At 56.2% G+C, this 16055-nt stretch carries 15 protein-coding genes and 3 pseudogenes; 8 read left to right on the top strand and 10 right to left on the bottom strand.

The window, feature by feature from the left end; all coding sequences use genetic code 11:
* Positions 1 to 52: 52 nt before the first annotated feature.
* Together nodX and fdxB are read left to right on the top strand one after the other, a co-directional pair.
* The gene (nodX, locus tag AC2444_RS26350) at positions 53 to 1156 is read left to right on the top strand and encodes a nodulation protein NodX (RefSeq protein WP_128439771.1); all 1104 of its coding nucleotides are present in this window, start codon (positions 53 to 55) and stop codon (positions 1154 to 1156) included.
* 597 nt (positions 1157 to 1753) lie between these two features.
* A complete protein-coding gene (fdxB, locus tag AC2444_RS26345; protein WP_012755316.1) occupies positions 1754 to 2047 on the top strand; it encodes a ferredoxin III, nif-specific in 294 nt (97 codons plus the stop codon).
* Positions 2048 to 2443: 396 nt separating this feature from the next.
* On the opposite strand, the gene AC2444_RS26340 is transcribed toward fdxB, so the two are convergent.
* From AC2444_RS26340 to AC2444_RS26325, 4 genes and pseudogenes are all read right to left on the bottom strand, one after another.
* Complete coding sequence (locus AC2444_RS26340; RefSeq protein ID WP_128450292.1) at positions 2444 to 2953, bottom strand: hypothetical protein; 510 nt, start codon at positions 2951 to 2953, stop codon at positions 2444 to 2446.
* Positions 2954 to 3081: 128 nt separating this feature from the next.
* Complete coding sequence (locus tag AC2444_RS26335; protein ID WP_128406349.1) at positions 3082 to 3744, bottom strand: transcriptional regulator; 663 nt, start codon at positions 3742 to 3744, stop codon at positions 3082 to 3084.
* Between the two features lie 84 nt (positions 3745 to 3828).
* Positions 3829 to 4323 (bottom strand): annotated as a pseudogene (locus AC2444_RS26330) (NAD(P)H-dependent oxidoreductase); the annotation flags it as partial.
* A gap of 914 nt (positions 4324 to 5237) precedes the next feature.
* A complete protein-coding gene (locus AC2444_RS26325; protein ID WP_012755312.1) occupies positions 5238 to 5495 on the bottom strand; it encodes a helix-turn-helix domain-containing protein in 258 nt (85 codons plus the stop codon).
* A gap of 593 nt (positions 5496 to 6088) precedes the next feature.
* Here AC2444_RS26325 and AC2444_RS26320 point away from each other — a divergent pair.
* Complete coding sequence (locus tag AC2444_RS26320; RefSeq protein ID WP_128450293.1) at positions 6089 to 6280, top strand: hypothetical protein; 192 nt, start codon at positions 6089 to 6091, stop codon at positions 6278 to 6280.
* A gap of 121 nt (positions 6281 to 6401) precedes the next feature.
* On the opposite strand, the gene AC2444_RS26315 is transcribed toward AC2444_RS26320, so the two are convergent.
* The 3 genes and pseudogenes from AC2444_RS26315 to AC2444_RS26305 all read right to left on the bottom strand — a co-directional run.
* On the bottom strand, positions 6402 to 6542 hold the full coding sequence (locus AC2444_RS26315; protein ID WP_487762919.1) for a PLP-dependent transferase: 141 nt from the start codon (positions 6540 to 6542) through the stop codon (positions 6402 to 6404).
* 160 nt (positions 6543 to 6702) lie between these two features.
* Complete coding sequence (locus tag AC2444_RS26310) at positions 6703 to 7632, bottom strand: sugar ABC transporter substrate-binding protein (RefSeq protein ID WP_128450294.1); 930 nt, start codon at positions 7630 to 7632, stop codon at positions 6703 to 6705.
* Between the two features lie 912 nt (positions 7633 to 8544).
* A pseudogene (locus AC2444_RS26305) lies at positions 8545 to 8767 on the bottom strand (IS5/IS1182 family transposase); the annotation flags it as partial.
* A 681-nt stretch (positions 8768 to 9448) separates the two neighbouring features.
* Between AC2444_RS26305 and AC2444_RS26300 the strand changes: the two are divergent.
* Both AC2444_RS26300 and AC2444_RS26295 read left to right on the top strand, forming a co-directional pair.
* Positions 9449 to 9571: a hypothetical protein gene (locus AC2444_RS26300; RefSeq protein WP_280114186.1), complete on the top strand. Its 123-nt coding sequence runs from the start codon at positions 9449 to 9451 to the stop codon at positions 9569 to 9571.
* Positions 9572 to 9699: 128 nt separating this feature from the next.
* Entirely contained in the window at positions 9700 to 10401 is a 702-nt protein-coding gene (locus AC2444_RS26295; protein ID WP_012755309.1) for a hypothetical protein, read from the top strand.
* 376 nt (positions 10402 to 10777) lie between these two features.
* On the opposite strand, the gene AC2444_RS26290 is transcribed toward AC2444_RS26295, so the two are convergent.
* Together AC2444_RS26290 and AC2444_RS26285 are read right to left on the bottom strand one after the other, a co-directional pair.
* Positions 10778 to 11545, bottom strand: coding sequence for a nucleotidyl transferase AbiEii/AbiGii toxin family protein (locus tag AC2444_RS26290; RefSeq protein WP_245461323.1), 768 nt, complete (start codon positions 11543 to 11545; stop codon positions 10778 to 10780).
* Positions 11542 to 12369: a type IV toxin-antitoxin system AbiEi family antitoxin domain-containing protein gene (locus AC2444_RS26285; protein WP_128450296.1), complete on the bottom strand. Its 828-nt coding sequence runs from the start codon at positions 12367 to 12369 to the stop codon at positions 11542 to 11544. Before AC2444_RS26285 ends, AC2444_RS26290 begins: the two co-directional genes overlap by 4 nt.
* A gap of 977 nt (positions 12370 to 13346) precedes the next feature.
* On the opposite strand from AC2444_RS26285, the gene AC2444_RS26280 reads away from it, so the two are divergent.
* Entirely contained in the window at positions 13347 to 13634 is a 288-nt protein-coding gene (locus AC2444_RS26280) for a hypothetical protein (protein ID WP_012755306.1), read from the top strand.
* Positions 13635 to 13873: 239 nt separating this feature from the next.
* Here AC2444_RS26280 and AC2444_RS26275 read toward each other — a convergent pair whose 3' ends face one another.
* The gene (locus AC2444_RS26275; protein ID WP_245461325.1) at positions 13874 to 14137 is read right to left on the bottom strand and encodes a hypothetical protein; all 264 of its coding nucleotides are present in this window, start codon (positions 14135 to 14137) and stop codon (positions 13874 to 13876) included.
* On the opposite strand from AC2444_RS26275, the gene ligD reads away from it, so the two are divergent.
* Both ligD and AC2444_RS26265 read left to right on the top strand, forming a co-directional pair.
* Entirely contained in the window at positions 14064 to 15128 is a 1065-nt protein-coding gene (ligD, locus tag AC2444_RS26270; protein ID WP_128450298.1) for a non-homologous end-joining DNA ligase, read from the top strand. The two genes, AC2444_RS26275 and ligD, sit on opposite strands and share 74 nt — an antisense overlap.
* Before the next feature lie 63 nt (positions 15129 to 15191).
* Positions 15192 to 15957: pseudogene (locus tag AC2444_RS26265) on the top strand (SOS response-associated peptidase family protein).
* The last annotated feature ends 98 nt before the right edge of the window (positions 15958 to 16055 follow it).

Below are 16055 nucleotides of genomic sequence, written 5' to 3'. Positions count from 1 at the left end.
GTTCTCAATACAACGCCGAAAGGTTGCGCGGCATCTGCCGGCTAATGACATCATGGGACCATCCAATGAACACTCATCCGGCCACCGGAACAACTTTGACCTGTTAAGGCTCTTTGCCGCCTGCCAAGTGATGTTCAGCCACGCGTGGAATTGGCTTCACCTGGGCGATCCTTTGAACGGCACAGCGGCCTTCAATCTGTTGTTTTCGACACCGGGTGTTGCGATCTTCTTTGTAATAAGCGGCTTTCTAGTAACAGATTCTTATATTCGCTCATCTTCTGCGGCCTCTTTTTTTGTTAAGCGGTCGCTCCGGATCTTTCCTGCACTGTTCGTCAACATCGCCCTGATGGAATTTGCCCTGCTGGTAACTGGGGGATTAAATGTCACTGGCACCTTGCAGTATCTGTCTTACTTCACGGTATACATCCTGACCGCTGCACGAATCTGGGCCGTCTACTTCACCTACGAGCCCTACACGATGAGCGGCTTTTACGGCGTCTCGGACCCAAGTGGGGTGCTGTGGACGCTGACGGTGGAACTGACATTCTACCTCACCCTGCCAACGCTGCTGGAATTTTGGCGGCAGTGGAAACGAGCAGGGGCGCTAGTCGTTGCCGTCGCCGCTCTCGGGTCTTGGGTCATGGCGCAGCACTTCAACATAACTGATAGGTACAATCCGTTCCTATCGGTGACAGTGGGCCCGACTTTCTGGATTTTTTCGATGGGAGTCCTTGCTCGGCTTTACTGGCATCGCGTAAGCAGGATCTTTGAGGGGAAGCTCTTGTGGTGGCTGGCAACTCATCTCGCAATCACGTGGTGGGTAGCAGGGACGTCCGCTGCATTCATCTCTATCAACAATGCGGCGCCTGTCGATGCATTCCGAATCGCTATTCTTGCCGGTCTAGTCCTGTCAGCAGCGTACTCAATTCCGCGCCCTAACCTTTTGCGCGGGCAGGATCTGTCTTACGGGATCTACCTCTACCATATGCTCGTCATGCACACGCTGATCGGCATCGGATGGGTCGGCCACTGGTGGCTTTGGATCGTCGAGCCGGTCGGGACCGTGGCATTAGCCGCTCTATCATGGGCGCTGATTGAAAAGCCGGCCATGAAGCTTCGCACATCGTTAGTCGCCAGAAGGCTTTCGGTCGCTTAAACGGAAAGCTCCTGTAAAAGATCGGAACTCAATCGAAGCTGCTACATTGGACGCGCCCAGATCGGGAAAATCGTCGTTCGTCCATGTGAATGGGTTTTTGACTGTCATTCGGCTGTTCCTTCGTACCTATTTCCGGGTCGGGCCTATTCCCGCTGAGTTGGCCATAAGGGAATATTGGCCCCTCCGTGAGGGCCGACCAATATAAGGAGGCCACTCAAGAGGCTGGTGGTCGTCTTGGACGTGTTTTTTGTTCCGCCCTCAACGAGGCAGATTGTGTACGCAACGACATCCATAAGACACAGTATACAAAATTGTCACGACATCCCGCGGCGTCAGCCACTTGGTTTCTTTTTTAGTCTCTTATTTTTTGGCGTCTAAGCAGATGAAATAGCAGCGGACGACAGCTCTTGTCGCTGGAGCATCAGTTCAGAAAAAGCTCTAACGGCTGAAGGAGGTACCATGGCAACGCTCAATGAGACCTGTTTACAGGAAAAGCATCCGTGTCGCACCGTCGATCCCAACGTTTCCGAAACGACTCTCAAGAGCAACGCCATATCCGGCGTTGCCGGAGCAGAACTCACTGCATCGGAGAACACGATGGTGGTTTCATTCGTAAGCCGCGACGGGTCTAGGTGGTTACCCGAATATTTGAGCCGGATAAACGCAAGCTGCATTGGCTGCGGCCGCTGTTTCAAAGTCTGCTCGCGTGACGTCATGCACCTTGGCGGCATCACCGACTCCGGCGATATTGTAGACGCCGGGGATGGCGCAGACGATGAGGTGGAGCGATTGCTGATGATTGTCGATCATCCGGGCCGTTGTATCGGCTGCGGCGCATGCGCCCGCGTCTGCCCCAAGAACTGTCAGAGCCATATCACGTCATCCGACTGAAGAACCTAAACAGCTTGTGTTTTGGCACCCGTTCGCTCGCGTTTTGAAAGCGCCTAGCGGGCAGTGAGGGGTTGCAGGCGGAGAAGACACAGCGCGAAGCTATTCCATTCCAGATCAGGTTCCCTCCGAGTTGCTGAGGAACCGCGATCTGTTCACAGCTTTCGGCAGGGTGCCAACGGCGAACGGAGATACACACGCAACCGTTACTCGCGTCAATGGAGAGCCTGACATTGTTCAATCCTCCTGTAACACAGCAGCCGATTGGCATCCCGGCTGATTTCAGGCGCGCGTGCGACCGCCCCCGAGGCTGGTGACGGAACCGGAGCGGGCTGTCCGTGACTGGACGCTTCAGCGCTCAAACCGCTGCAGCATCCTCTTTAATTGTGTATTCTGTATCTAAAGCTTGCGCGCCAGCTGATCCCGGAGAAGCCGGATTTCTTCATCGAGATTGATTGCATCGTCAGAAGCGGCGGCGCCTCGAGACGGTGCAAGAACAACCGCGATCTCTTCCACTTTCGTGCGCCGCATGCTGCGCTTTAGCGTTTGACCCCCGCCAACTCGAAAGATCTTCGGTGCGGCACGCGCGGCTGTATTGGCCACATCGGGCAAAGCCGGATCAGCCGCTTCCGCCGACTTTGCGGCTTCGATATCTGCGTGATCGTCAACAGTGCTGCCCGCTTTGTCGGCATGATCCGGGTCGACTGACGCCGCCGTGGAACGACTGTCAAGGAGTGGCCTTTCGTCCGCTGGACGGTCTGTGGCGCCAAGCTCGTTTTTGGCTGCTGGTTCAATCGGCTGAGCGATGGCCATGACGTCAGGCTTCACTTCATCGGTCGAGCCGTATTCTTGCCTCTGCTTCCGTTTCGGGGACACCAGCCGGGCAAGAAGTTTCCATGGAGACGCCATTGTAGTCGACCTCGGATTCTACTGCGCATGCAAACAGCGAGCGAAACGCTGGAGGCAGAACGAACCGCCGCCAAAATCCACTTCAATAAGCATGAGAATGCGGCCAGCGCTTGACCGTCTGCTGCCGATCAACCGAGGTTGAGTCGCTTTCGCAGATCGGCATTTTCAGCGCGGAGCTTTTCCGCCAGCAGCTTTCGCAGTCTCTGGTTTTCCTCTTCGAGTTGCAGAAGATCCGCGATCTCATCAACTGCAGCCACCGCCGATGCAGCCGCTGCCTGCACCGCCCTCGGAGCACGATTGACAGGCGCACGTCTGGCGCTTGTCGCACCTTCGTCAGACTTTGCTTTGCGTCCTCTCTTCTGCTTGCCGGGGGTAGCATTCGAAGCCGCAGCCGGTTCCAGAGAAACGGCGGCTGAGGCGGTTTCAGGCACCACCTTCTTGGCGCGAGGTTTGCGGATTTTTTTCGGCACATCGGGCGCCGTGGCGGCCGGCGTGTCAGCATTGATCATCGTAGCGTTTTCGTCGGCCATTGTGGTCTCCTGTAAAGCCGATGCATTTGTCTCGTGCTCAATCGGCACTGTCAATAACGGCCGGGCCTGTTCTTCTCCAGATACAAGCATCTCGCTGCTTATTGCCTGAGGAGTTGATGACATAAACGGCATTGCCTCGTCCTCCAGATCTTGAGCAACGGATTTTAGATCCATGTTTCCCCAGATGGAGTTCGGCTTGGAATTGAGTTTTCGCCCACCTGATTTGTACTCGATGGCAAAGCTGCGCTGCACTTTTTTCACTATGAGAAGCCTTGCTGTATCTGCGATGATGTCTCGGCGAGTTTTAGCCAATGCTGCTTACGTTTGCAAATACCGACTCCCGCGTCACCGGACTAGCCCCTTGGCAACGCTCACCCCAACGCACTCATCATCGAGACGCTGAACCTTGAGATGCAACAGGACGTCATTCACCGAATGTAGTTCTGAAACGGCCCGCTCGATGCGCTCGCGAACCACTGCTGGTGATCTCATAATCCGCAAAATCGGTTTCGGTGGCGTAGATCGACGTCGGCAGCGTCAGGGCGTTGAAGAAACCGAACAGCGGGCGCGCCTGATGTTCAGTCATCAAACCGTGCAACGGTGTGCCGCCTGTGGCAGCGAGAATGACGCGCTTTCCGGTAAGTGCGCGGTGGTCGACAAGATCGAAAAGATGCTTGAGGGCGCCTGTATACGACGCCCGGTAGACCGGCGATCCGCAACCAGCACATCAGCCGCCTCGACCGCGTCGATGACCGCTCGCCCCTCCGCATCCAGGTGATCGGATCGAAGCGCCTTGAAGAGAATGGGGGCAGCGTCAACCAGTTCTATGGTGCGCCCGTCCAGACCCAGCTTTACTGCACTTATCATAACGACATGATGCCAATAGTTCTTTCAATCGTGGAATCTGAAATGGCGCCAACTGGACGAATAAAAACTTCGGCATGCGTTCTATGTGGCGCAACAAGCTTAAGGCCATGTCGAGAGCGAAGAACTGTCAATGCCGAATGGGATGCGCTGATGCTGGAGCGATAACGGAGCTCTCCCAACGATCGGGAGGCATATTTTCGTCCCGCCTCCCGCCCTTTGGACGGAATAATCCGAAAGTCAAAAAGGCCGAAATGCCATAGCAGTTACTTGGCGACCGGCCACCATTCCTAGACTAAAGAGGAGCATGCTCGATGGTATGCCCGAAATGCCTATCTATATGTAGCGCTATCCCGAATAAACGCATAAGCGACACAAGCAGCAAACAATCAGGTCAACCATGACACCTTACTTCACGAGACAGAAGCATGCTGAGGAAAGACTCCGTACAGCGCTTCAACAAATGAATGACGCAATCCGCGACGTACACAAATCCGGCATTGACGTCGATATCAGCACCCTCACCATGCACACGCGGCGTGGCCCGATGGTTCAAGTCGACCTCAAGACGTTCAGCACATATGGCGCGCCGCCAGTGTTGCGATTGGTGGAAAAATAATTTCGGTTAGATCGCTCATTGATCACCGTGCTGCGATGATCGCGTGGCTGGTTTCCACAATTGCGGTCGGCAAGCTGGCGCGCAGGCGTCTCTTCAGAGCAAGAGTGGGACGAATGACTTCAGGCGCTAGCCAATTTATTCGCGCCACCCGAGTAGGCGGAAGCGTCCAACCCGGCTGAGTCTGAAGCTTGGATGGCCTATAAGCTATAGGAGCGTTCAAGGGTTTCCCATTAAGAGCGGCCGTACCCCGGCGAGCTACTGCAGGCACCCCTTATCGCAGTTGCGTAACGACTTCAGCGCGACGCGTGCTTCTAATCTTGTCTAAAACACCTAGAGCGGCTGCGGTCCTTCGGATCCTTGACGCGTCAAAATCCTCGTCGCTCTCAAGAGCTGTCACCTCGGCCACAGTCAGACCAGTGGTTTCTGCGAGGTCGTCCAAAGAATAGCCGCGAGCCTGACGAGCCTCTGCAAGCAGTGCACCAATGGATGGGAAAACAGGGGATTTCGCAATCTTCGAGGCCAAATTCATTTCTTTGAGGTTCCTTCTGGCGGCCGGAAAACAAACGGGTTTCTAGTTCCACCGCTACCGTCCGCCTCCGGTAGCGGACGATTTCTCCAATTTCCGCGGGCGCTCTTTCTAGCAGTTTGTGCGATGGAGTACAGGTCCTAGGTGGTGAAGGAGTGGACGACCCTTGCGTCCCTTCCCTGCGATCGCCATTGGCGTCCGCTAGCAAGTTGACGAGAGGGCCACCCAATTGAGAGCTAACAACTAACCCAGCATCCTGAGAGACATGCGCTCCGGGCGGTTGGGGGAAAAAGCCGGCGCAAGCCGGTTTTTTTATGTCTTAGGGGCAAGGAGTGCCAGCGTTCGAACACGCGTCTATATCGGCGGCTACAATCTCTACTATGGTTGCTTGCGCAAGACCGCCTTTAAATGGGACGTTCTCACCTTGTTCGAACACAAATTCTGCCGTCGATCCGTTACCGGCCAACGCCGGACGCCACGCCTGCAACGATGACGCTCCATCCGGACTGCGCGATCAAATATCTCACCACAAAGATCATCGAAAGTGCGGCGAAGGGTGAGGATTCCGTATCGTCGCAGGCCCAGATCACTATGCCTTGACGACGCATCGCGGCGGTCGGCTCTCTTTCGTGATGGGCCATTATTCGCTCTCCAAGGCCAACCAGCATATCGTTCCCGCAGACGATCCGAGGCGCTGGCCGCGCGACTGCTACAAGATCCAGGTCTGGAAGCTCGAGGAAAAGCCGTCGGATGTGAATCTGGCGCTTGACCCCTACGACGACGCCTAAGCGGCGACTCGACCAGGTGGTGCTCGTCACCAACGATACTGACCTTGTGCCGGCGCTGGAGATATTGCAGGCGCGTTCGTTTTGTTCGCTGAGATATTTGAATGGCGATGCTATAGTTCCGTCATAGGACCTGAAGGGCCTGACGCAGATCGCCGATCAGATCGCCAACATCCTCAAGGCCGACAGAGAGACGGAGGAGGTCTTCCCCGACCCCTTCGACCAAGTGTGCGTCTTTCCTGATCGACTGGCGCGCCCGGGATATGCTGGCTGGATGATAGATGAGACTGTCGGTGTCACCCAGGCTTACAGCGCCATCCTCAAGCAGCCTGAGCTCAAGGGTCCTTCATCTTTGAGGATTGTGGAACTTCGAGCGCCCGAACATAGGATGCGCGCAAAGCCCGCATCCTATGTGGCGTTCGCCCTCAGTTCTTGGTGACGAAGTCCTTGACGTTGGCAGGCGTCACGAGCTGGAAGGGAATGTAGACCTTCTTGTCGATCTTCTCGCCCTTGGCGAGCTTGAGCGCTGCATCGAGCGAGCCCTTGCCCTGACCGGCGGCATCCTGGAACACCGTGACGTCGAGATCGCCCGCCTGCATGGCGGCAAGCGCATCCTGCGTGGCGTCGACGCCGCCGACGACGACCTTGGTCATATCCTTGCCGGCCGCCTTCAGCGCCTGAATGGCGCCGATCGCCATTTCGTCGTTGTTGGAGATGACGGCGTCGAACTCAATGCCGCTGGAGAGCCAGTTGGTCATCAGGTCGGCGCCCTGGGTACGATCCCAGTTGGCCGTCTGCTCTTCGACGATCTCCAGGCCCTTGCATTCATCCGTCTTGATGACGTCATGGACGTCCTGGGTCCGCATGCGCGCAGCCTGGTTGGAGAGCTCGCCCATGATGACGACAGCCTTGCCCTTGCCGCCGAGAATGCGGCAGATTTCCTTGGTTTCCAGCGTGCCGGATTCCAGCTCGTTGGAAGCGACGAAGGCCTGCTTGTCCGGCAGCGTGTCGACGTTGACCGGCTGACGGTTGACGTAAACCAGCGGGATGCCGGCATCGGCCGCGAGCTTCGACATTGCCGTGGTCGCATCGGTGTCGACAGGGTTGACGATGATTGCATCGACCTTGGAGGCGATGAAATTCTGGATCTGGCTCTGCTGCTTGGAAACGTCGTTCTGTGCGTCTTCGACCTGCAGCGTCACACCGCTCAGTGTCTTTGCATAATCGGTCATGCCGTTGCGCAGAACCGTCAGGAAATTGTCGTCGAATTTCGCCATCGAGACGCCGATAGTTTCCGCGTGAGCCACCGTCGACATGACGAGCGCCATCGCAGTGCCCAGGATAAACTTTTTCATTTTACTTCCTCCACAAAGCGGTGCCCGGCTGCACCCTCCTCACGCCGGGTTTTCAGCACGCTGGCCGAAAACAATTACCAGGGCCGCCAGAAAAAGGCCGAACATCTCCATAAGATATCAAGACAATCTCGATGCTGACGACTAGCCTCTCCTTCGCCGCTACATAGACTCGCGCGAATCCCAAATTCTTTGGTGCCTGATTTGATGACTTAAGTGCCCAGTCTCCAACAGCGCCAATGTCGTGGGTCTTTCTTCGAGGACACCACAATGATGCAAACCCGACACATGCCATATTGTCCAATCTCTCCGTCAGTTTCGCGTGATCGCGAGTCAACGTGACGAAGTTTGGCAAGCTTCTATCTATTTCGTTTTGAGGTCCATTCATCGTTGTTTGTGAAGTCTCTCATTCCTGAAAGAATCGTCGCCGTGAATGAGAGAACCCCATCAGTCCCGCGATTTTCTGGAATATCGAATGCGATGGCAGGAGAGATTCACGAGCGGCGGTGCCGCAATGGAGCGGGCATTCGCTGAATTGGGCCGGTCGAGGCGGCAAGTCTACACTCTCGCAGAGCTCCTGGCTCCGGCGCAGACCTCTCTGGATATGTCATTGGCATTGTCATCTCCATTTGTCGATGCAATTTTCATGACCACGTCCAATCGCTGGCGATAGATTGTACAATTACAAAAGGCGTAAAAATGATGGCCGTGCACCTGCCACGACGACTCTTTCAGCGTCAGCTTCGGACTTCTTGAACGACGGTTGAGTTCCGCGCGTTCCTCTCCACGGCCGCTTTAAGCTCCGAAAAGAAGTGATGCATTGAGACAGCAAACTCTACGAAGGCGATCGGCGACGACCGCATTCAAGCCGTCCCGGGCGTTGGTGCACGGATCTGGAATTGAACTGATGGGGGATCATTGAAACGGCTGATCATGCCGCGGTGCCTTGCGGCGGAGGGATTTTGGGCGTGCATAGTCAAGCATGCGATTGAGAACGGCAGCCGATGACGCCTTCAGTCTCCCGACCAGGCCGCGACTGCCCCGAATCGCCGCCCGATGATGGACTTTTATCGCCGATTGCCTTTTCGATCAGCGAGCGTTTGCCGTAGCCGTTAGAGAGCTGCCATTTCATGCGACCGCCAAAGACATGGAGTGCGATATATATAGGAATATATACAATAATTTATTCTATAACTCACGGCTTCCGGCAAGTTAACGTACCACCGGCCAATCTTGAGACGATATACTTTAAAATGTACCCGCCACACCTGTTGCGTTGTTTGTCGTTTTCATCAAGTGTCCTGTTGTGAGGAGTTACGATAGTGTAACAGGCAAGCTATTTTTTCATGAATGCTGAAATCTTGCCGGCGACGTCATCGTCGGGAGGCTTGCACAAGGAGCACGACGACATGGGTCACCAAAAGAAATCAGAGAAGCGTCTTGGCTACTCGCATCTGCGGTTGGCAATCATCGACGGCGTGTCGCTGCCTGGTCTACAATTGTCACTCGACCGGAAGGAGGGCTCTGCGTCGACAAAGAAAACCTTTTTCCAACAATTGCTCCTCGATTTTGCTGTCGGTTGCGAGCTATTTTGTCCGCTCCAGCTATATGAACATTCCGCAATGAGGGAGGGGCGACAAAGGCGCTAAACCGTTAAGCGAGAGTTACGATATTTGATGAGGAGGTTTCGGAACGGCCGCCATGTTCCTCATTTGAAATCCACGTCTATCGGGTTTCCATATTCCAGGATGGAAGCGCCGGCTCAGTCGCCAACGGCTGCAAATTCCAACAACAGGTCGGCGAGCGGATGGAGGATATCATGGACGACCTTGATGCGACGCAAGCAAAGGACGGCTCGCGCACACAGGCTTCAACAGGTGTGAACCAGCACGGCAGGACATCGGAAGTTGGTAAGAAAGTCTATCGGGAACCCGACCGTTAAACGGTACCGCAAGGCGCAGTTCAAATCTTGCTGCTGGCATCAAATACGCTGACACCGCGCGCGCCTGCCAAAATCAAGGAAATTTGACGCGCAGAAGTCAAATTTACTGCAGAAAGGATTCGTTCTCCGTGTCATTTTGTTCTTCGAAACGCTTTCGCATCGCCGCACTTGCAGCGACTGCCATTGTGCTGGGCACCCAGATCGCAATTGCGAAAGAACCGTCTATAGGGTCTCAGTGGCTGAACTCGCCGACATCTCGAGTGGAAGCGCTTGCGGTCCTTCAGACCTTGAATGCCAATCTCCTGAGTAACGCCAGTGCTACGTTGACCCTTGATCGCTGGTGCGCCGCGCACAAGCTCGCACCGGAAGGTTCTAAGATTGTAGCTCAGCGTGTGGGCGGGCAAGACAAGCCGGCCGATGAGCACATCCGTGAACTTCTGACCGTCGGACCCGGTGAGCTGATCGCTTATCGCCGCGTCCGCCTGGTCTGCGGCGACCGCGTCTTGTCGGAAGCCGACAATTGGTATGTACCCGCAAAATTAACTGCAGAGATGAATCAGGCTTTGAAGACCAGCGATATCGCGTTTGGGAGAGCCGTTCAGGCTCTTAATTTCACTCGCACAAACCTGTCTGCCACGTTGCTCTGGTCCCCTCTATCCGAAGGCTGGGACATGGACGGCTTAACAGCTCATGAAACAAGTTCCCTTAGCCTGCCGCCGTTCCTGCTCGAACATCGTGCCGTACTGAAACTTCGAGACGGCACGCCGTTTAGCGCCTTGGTCGAAAGCTACACGGACAAAGTATTAGACTTTCCAGTTCCTTCTCAATAGCGCTTCGGTATTTCGGTAAACTTGCTGAACTGCTCGGAATAAAAAATCGACAGCCACTGCATGCGACAGAGGCGTCTGTCATGCGGAAGAGTGTCGGTCGGGCGATTGCCCTTGTGGATTCGTTGAGCGCGGCGACCACGACGATAGCGTAAGTGTAACCCGAATCCCAAGCCGTGGCAGATTGTCGCTTGATAGTGGCGAGAATAGTGCGTCGGCGGCTCCTCTTCTCTCGTTCCGTCGCTCATCCCGGGCCACCTAGCCGCCATCGTTCCAATTCATATCTCTACACCACGCCGAAGCGCCTGCGCATTTCAGCGGTGCGTAACCACGTGTCACCGGGCAAGCGTTCGATGAATGCCGCAAAAACGCTAGTAAATTACTGGAGGGTCGTTTGGTCGGTCAGCGCTTCGGCCTGCTGTGTCGGAAGCAATGGCTGCATGTCGGTCAGAAAGCGCGGCCGGGCAAGCTTCGCGAACATCCGTTGCTCAGCCTGTGCCCGCGTGATGATCTGGCCCGAAAGTGCGACGTAGCGGCCAAAATAATCAACCACTTTCTCCACATTCAGGCCCTCAAACGTCTCCAGGCCATGCGCCAGGTCATAGAGATCGCGACCCTTCTCCCGCTGCAGCAGCGCGCGCAACTTGGTGGCCAACATTTCCTCACGGGAGAATGTCGGGACGGACGCATTCCCGGTGAACCATGGATTGGCCACGCCAAACGGCAAGTCGATCGGCGGATCATACGCTTCGATCTCGCTGATGTTGGTTTCGACCTTGAGGCGGATGGGGACGCCGCCGCCGTCCTCGGCCTCAATCCGGAATTTCAACTTCGGTGCGACCGGACTTGACTCGTACTGACCGTGTCCAAGCCACGGCTCGAGAACGACACGCAAGGCGTCCAGGACCGGACCGATCGGCCCGACCTCTGTGCGCATGAGATCAATGTCTTCCGAGTGGCGCAGCGGAGCCGGGAAGTGCAGTTTGTTGAGGGCTGTGCCGCCGCGAAACCTCAAGGCTTCGCGCAAGAAGGGGTCGGTGAATATCGCGACCACCGCCCGGCTGATAATCAGATCCTGTTCGATCTGACGTTGATCGGCCCAAGGCGCGACATTGCCCCACGCGACAAAATTCTGAGCTGGTATCATTCATCGGCCTCCGGATAGCGGCGGACGATGACCCGCCAACGCGGGTCGCGCTCGAGCACTTCAGTAGAAAAGTCGGGATCGCCGGCTTCTTTGCGGTCCAGCTCCGTCCAGGGCAGGTTGCCGCGGTCTTCCAAGGCGGTACGCATCGACGCCAGGCGTGGGCCGTGACCCAGCCTGTCGAGAAGGTAGCCGAGGCGCTGCACGACCGGCCGTTCGGTGAGGCGCGACAGGTTGGTCAGGCTTTCGAAATCAATCTGCGGCGCGATATCCCTGAGGACAGTGAAGATGTTATCAAGACCGCCGGCGCCACGAGAATACCGCAGAATGTCGAGCGCTGTGAGAGCTGGTGACGACACTCTCATCGAACCCGTCTCGGTTTTCTTGTCAACAACGCCCGCGGCGACGGTCTCCATATCCTTTCGGTAGTAGAAGACGAAGCGGTTGCGACCGGCCTTGATCTTGGGGAGCCGTTTGGCCGCCACGACTTGAAACTCCATCACGGCCTGATGCGTGGCACCGTGCAGTTCGGCAGCCTTAAGCAGACCGACGTAATAGGAATTCCCCTCATGGCGCATCAGCGCGTCAATGTACCAGGTTGGTGGCGGAGCGCCCAATGACATGAATTGTGGAGGGACCACGATATAGAAGTCGTGGCGCGGGTTGAGGAGTAGTTTTCGACGCTGCAAACGCTCGGCTGAGTCCAGGAACGCGCCACGATTGATGCCCAGCGCTTCGATCGCCTCTCGGCCATCAAAAACCACCCTCCCCTGGGAGAGCAAGTTTGATGTATAGGCGGAAAGCACGGCCCGTTTATCGTAAATCATGTCCAATTATCCGCTTTCTGTGCAGAGATTGCAACACGCTTTGTTTTCCCTGGTAATTCATGTTCAAATATCCGCGCCATATGCGGATTTTCCGACATGATTTCTCTCCATAGCTTGCAAATCCAGCCGTTGCGCGGACCTTCGCTTTGCGCGCCGGAAGGGGACTCCTCGCCAAAGCGAAGGCGTCGCTGCACATGCCGAATTTCAATTCCCTAACGCGGGCTATTTCCTAAGCCGTCAGACGCTCGTTCCCACCCGCCACGATATTCCATCCACCACCATCGAGAATTGCGAGCAACTGCCATCCAAGCATGGCGCCAAATCGCCCGCCTTCGCGCCGAACGAACCAAAGCCTCACTCTCAGATCTTGTTTTCACAGAGTTAAGTTTACGCTGCCGCATCATCAGGACGGCTCGGAGAAAGAGCTGGCTGATCTTGAAGCTGAAAATCGCCATCTGAAACGGCTCATGCTCGTGAAGTTCCGTGAGGAGAACGATAGGCTCAATTCCATGCTTCGCCGTTTTGGCGGCGCATAAGCGCCAAATCCAGAGGTCATGTTATGAGACGTCTTCACGGACGCGCGACGCGTTTTGCTTAGAAGACACGCGGCGATGCGACCTGCGGTAGCTCTGGAAGTCTGCGGAATACCCGCAGCGAAAGCGTGATCCAAAAAGCCTGATCGTGTTCTGAATCGGACGGTAGCAGACCCGAGTTCGATCAAGTTCCGATACTGAACGGACGACACCGGCGGCCGTTTTGGTGATCTGCCCAAAGTGGGATACCTGGTTTTCATTTTGGCGGCGATCGAATTGACTTAGCAATGATCCCAGCTCTTTTCGACCAACAGACGAGGTCTTCACGGAAGGGGTGCAACGGATGCAAATCAGAATGTGTGCGGCGTAGGCGGATTTTCGCTTACGGTTCGCCGGAGATGTCGGCCACGTTTTCTTTTGCCGAATCGGATATTAGCAAAGGTTATGAAGAGCGAACAACGACGCCTTGCCGCGCAAAAAGCCTTTGATCGTCTCCGTCGCGCGGGATTGCCGACGGAGGAGGATCCGCGTTTCCTCGTATGGATCGAACAATGGATTGCCGGCGATATTGAAATGCAAGAGGTTCGGGAACGGTATCTTGCGTTCCTGCGAGAACAAGCTTCCGAACTCAAGCGGCGTGCGCTTGCCAGGGGCGCCAAGTTACCTTCCGATCCCGGACCGCAGCCGATCGACGAAATTGACAATTTCTTAAGCGACTTCACCAAAGGTTAGCCAGTTCGTTATACTCCCTGAACGTACTTTGCTGTGCGCAGCTGCTTGATTGTGGCCCGATGTCCTCGGACGTGGCGTGCGCCGGCTTAGACTTCGGCGACAGAATCGTCCCGCCGGGAAGGCGCAGCAACGATATCGGCAGCTTCTCGACGGACGACGATCTCACCTGAAGGCACGATGACCGTTTCGCGCCTGATGGCACGGGCGCAGGCGTGTGCTGTTCCGACGCAATAAATGAGTCAAGCAACCGGAGGAATGGGAATATTATCCTGAACATTAGAAATCAGCAGAATACCGAAGGTATTCAGTCCAATAGCGGCCAGCGGATTTTTTTCCGAGCGTTTGCGAGCGCTACTCCCTTTGTGTGAATTGCGGGGACAAGTCGGCATCGTCACAGTGTCTTTAAGATTTTTCTGCTGAACTGGGGCGATGAAGAAGCCTCCGAGATCAAAACCGCTCCTTCGTGACGCCGAGGCCCCGATCCGTTCGCGGCCGCGGGCCAAGCGAAATCCAGCCCAGCCACAGTTGCTGTTCGATCCGATGCCTGAGCGTGTCGAGCCTGCGCTGGCGCAATTGATGTCCCGTCCGCCAAAAGGAAGCGAGTGGAGCTGGGAGCTGAAATGGGATGGTTATCGCCTTGCCGTTCATATCGAGCCGCAAGGGATCAGGATCCTCACGCGTGGCGGACATGACTGGACGCACCGGTTTCCGGCAATAGAGCAGGCAGCCCGAGCGCTCGGGCCCGCGACGATGATCATCGATGGCGAAGCCGTCGTGCTCGACGATGAGGGGCAGCCGGATTTCGGGCTGCTGCAGCAATCGCTGGGCGCATCCGGTAAACAAGCTGGCAACCGCGCCTCCATCGCCGTCCTTTACGCTTTTGATCTTATCTACCTTGATGGCCACGATCTGCGCGGTGTCGAATACCGGTCTCGACGACACCTTCTCGAGGACACGTTGAACGGCCAAATGAATGACCAGATCGGCGCCATCAGGCTATCGGAAACACTCGATGGCGAACCAGCTGTCCTTATGGAGCACGTCTGCCGCCGGGGGCTGGAAGGCATCGTCGGCAAGCGTCTCGATCAGCCCTATCGTTCCGGCCGGACCGGTGATTGGGTGAAAGTCAAATGCGTCCAGAGCGAAGCCTTCTTCATCGTCGGCTATGAGAGGTCGACGGCATCCCCTGCCGGCTTCGGCTCGTTGGTGCTCGCCGCCTACCGCGATGCCGATCTCGTCCACGTCGGAAGCGTCGGCACGGGCTTCAAGGAAGCCGATGCGATCCGATTGAAGAAGATGCTGGACACGTTGCGATGGAAGCGAAAGCAGCCGCCCCTGCCCTATTCTGGACGTGCCGATATTGTCTGGGTTGAGCCAACGTTGATTGTTGAGATCGAGTTCCGCGCCTGGACGACGGACGGGAAACTTCGCCATCCATCCTACAAGGGCTTGCGCGAACGGCAAGACAATGCCGATGTCTTCCGGCTCGACTAGCGAAATCAGCGCCATCCGCTAGATTGTCCGCCATTCGAGCTCAAGCGGAGTAGATGGCCCGCAATGTGCAATCTTTATCGCATGGAAGACAGGGACTGGGTGGGGCCCAGGACGCTGAAAGCCTGATCAATCTGATGCCGGCCTACCAGATGAATCCAGATCAGATGGGGCTGATCGTCCGCAACACCGCCGACGGCAAGAAGCAACTGGTCCATGCGCGCTGGGGACTGCACTCGCCGCGCTTCGCGCTGGAGAAGGCGGCGAAAGTCAAGGCCGAGAAACTTGCGGCCAACGGCAAGGCTTTCGATCTGGAAGAACTGATCGGATGGAGGCCGACCGCGGCACGACCAACGTGCGCAAGCTCAATTTTCCGCACTGGAAGCGATGGTTCGGTGTCGAAAACAGATGCCTCGTCCCGGCCACCAGCTTTGCGGAACCCGATCCGACCAGCCAAGAGGATGGCGGAAACGTGCTGAACGCCTGGTTCGCCCGTGTCGAAAGTAAGCCGCTGATGTTCTTTGCCGGTCTTCATGTGCCGCAATGGCTGAGTGTCCGAAAGGTCAGGGACGGCCTGACCACCGATGATCTCTACGGGTTCTCGACCACGGATGCCAACGACCTGGTGAAGCCGATCCATGAGAAGGCGATGCCCGTCTTGTTGCTGACGAAGGCAGAGACCGACACATGGATGCGGGCGCCCTGGGATGAAGCAAAGGATCTCGCTCGCCCGCTGCCGAATGACGCGCTCATCATCTCGTCCCGTGAACCGTACGGATCGACGATTGTCTCGAAATCCGGAGAACCGGTGGAACAGGGCAGTCTGCTTTGACGCCTGGATCTGGAGCTTGAATGTATCGGAAAACGAAAAAGCCTGCCGCGGGAGGAGGTGCGGCAGGCTTCTCGAAATATTGAACAACAGCTGGGAGG

It is taken from the genome of Rhizobium sp. WSM1328 (assembly GCF_057653715.1).
The sequence above is the reverse complement of the archived record's forward strand: the minus strand, read 5'-3'. Positions and strand labels throughout refer to the sequence as shown.

What these genes read in the sequence shown, in the direction of transcription:
- nodX (WP_128439771.1), top strand. Translation starts at nt 53, where the DNA reads ATGGGACCATCCAATGAACACTCATCCGGCCACCGGAACAACTTTGAC.
- fdxB (WP_012755316.1), top strand. Translation starts at nt 1,754, where the DNA reads ATGGTGGTTTCATTCGTAAGCCGCGACGGGTCTAGGTGGTTACCCGAA.
- AC2444_RS26340 (WP_128450292.1), bottom strand. Translation starts at nt 2,953, where the DNA reads ATGGCGTCTCCATGGAAACTTCTTGCCCGGCTGGTGTCCCCGAAACGG.
- AC2444_RS26325 (WP_012755312.1), bottom strand. Translation starts at nt 5,495, where the DNA reads ATGAATTTGGCCTCGAAGATTGCGAAATCCCCTGTTTTCCCATCCATT.
- AC2444_RS26310 (WP_128450294.1), bottom strand. Translation starts at nt 7,632, where the DNA reads ATGAAAAAGTTTATCCTGGGCACTGCGATGGCGCTCGTCATGTCGACG.
- AC2444_RS26300 (WP_280114186.1), top strand. Translation starts at nt 9,449, where the DNA reads ATGGACGACCTTGATGCGACGCAAGCAAAGGACGGCTCGCGCACACAG.
- AC2444_RS26290 (WP_245461323.1), bottom strand. Translation starts at nt 11,545, where the DNA reads ATGATACCAGCTCAGAATTTTGTCGCGTGGGGCAATGTCGCGCCTTGG.
- AC2444_RS26285 (WP_128450296.1), bottom strand. Translation starts at nt 12,369, where the DNA reads ATGATTTACGATAAACGGGCCGTGCTTTCCGCCTATACATCAAACTTG.
- AC2444_RS26280 (WP_012755306.1), top strand. Translation starts at nt 13,347, where the DNA reads ATGAAGAGCGAACAACGACGCCTTGCCGCGCAAAAAGCCTTTGATCGT.
- ligD (WP_128450298.1), top strand. Translation starts at nt 14,064, where the DNA reads ATGAAGAAGCCTCCGAGATCAAAACCGCTCCTTCGTGACGCCGAGGCC.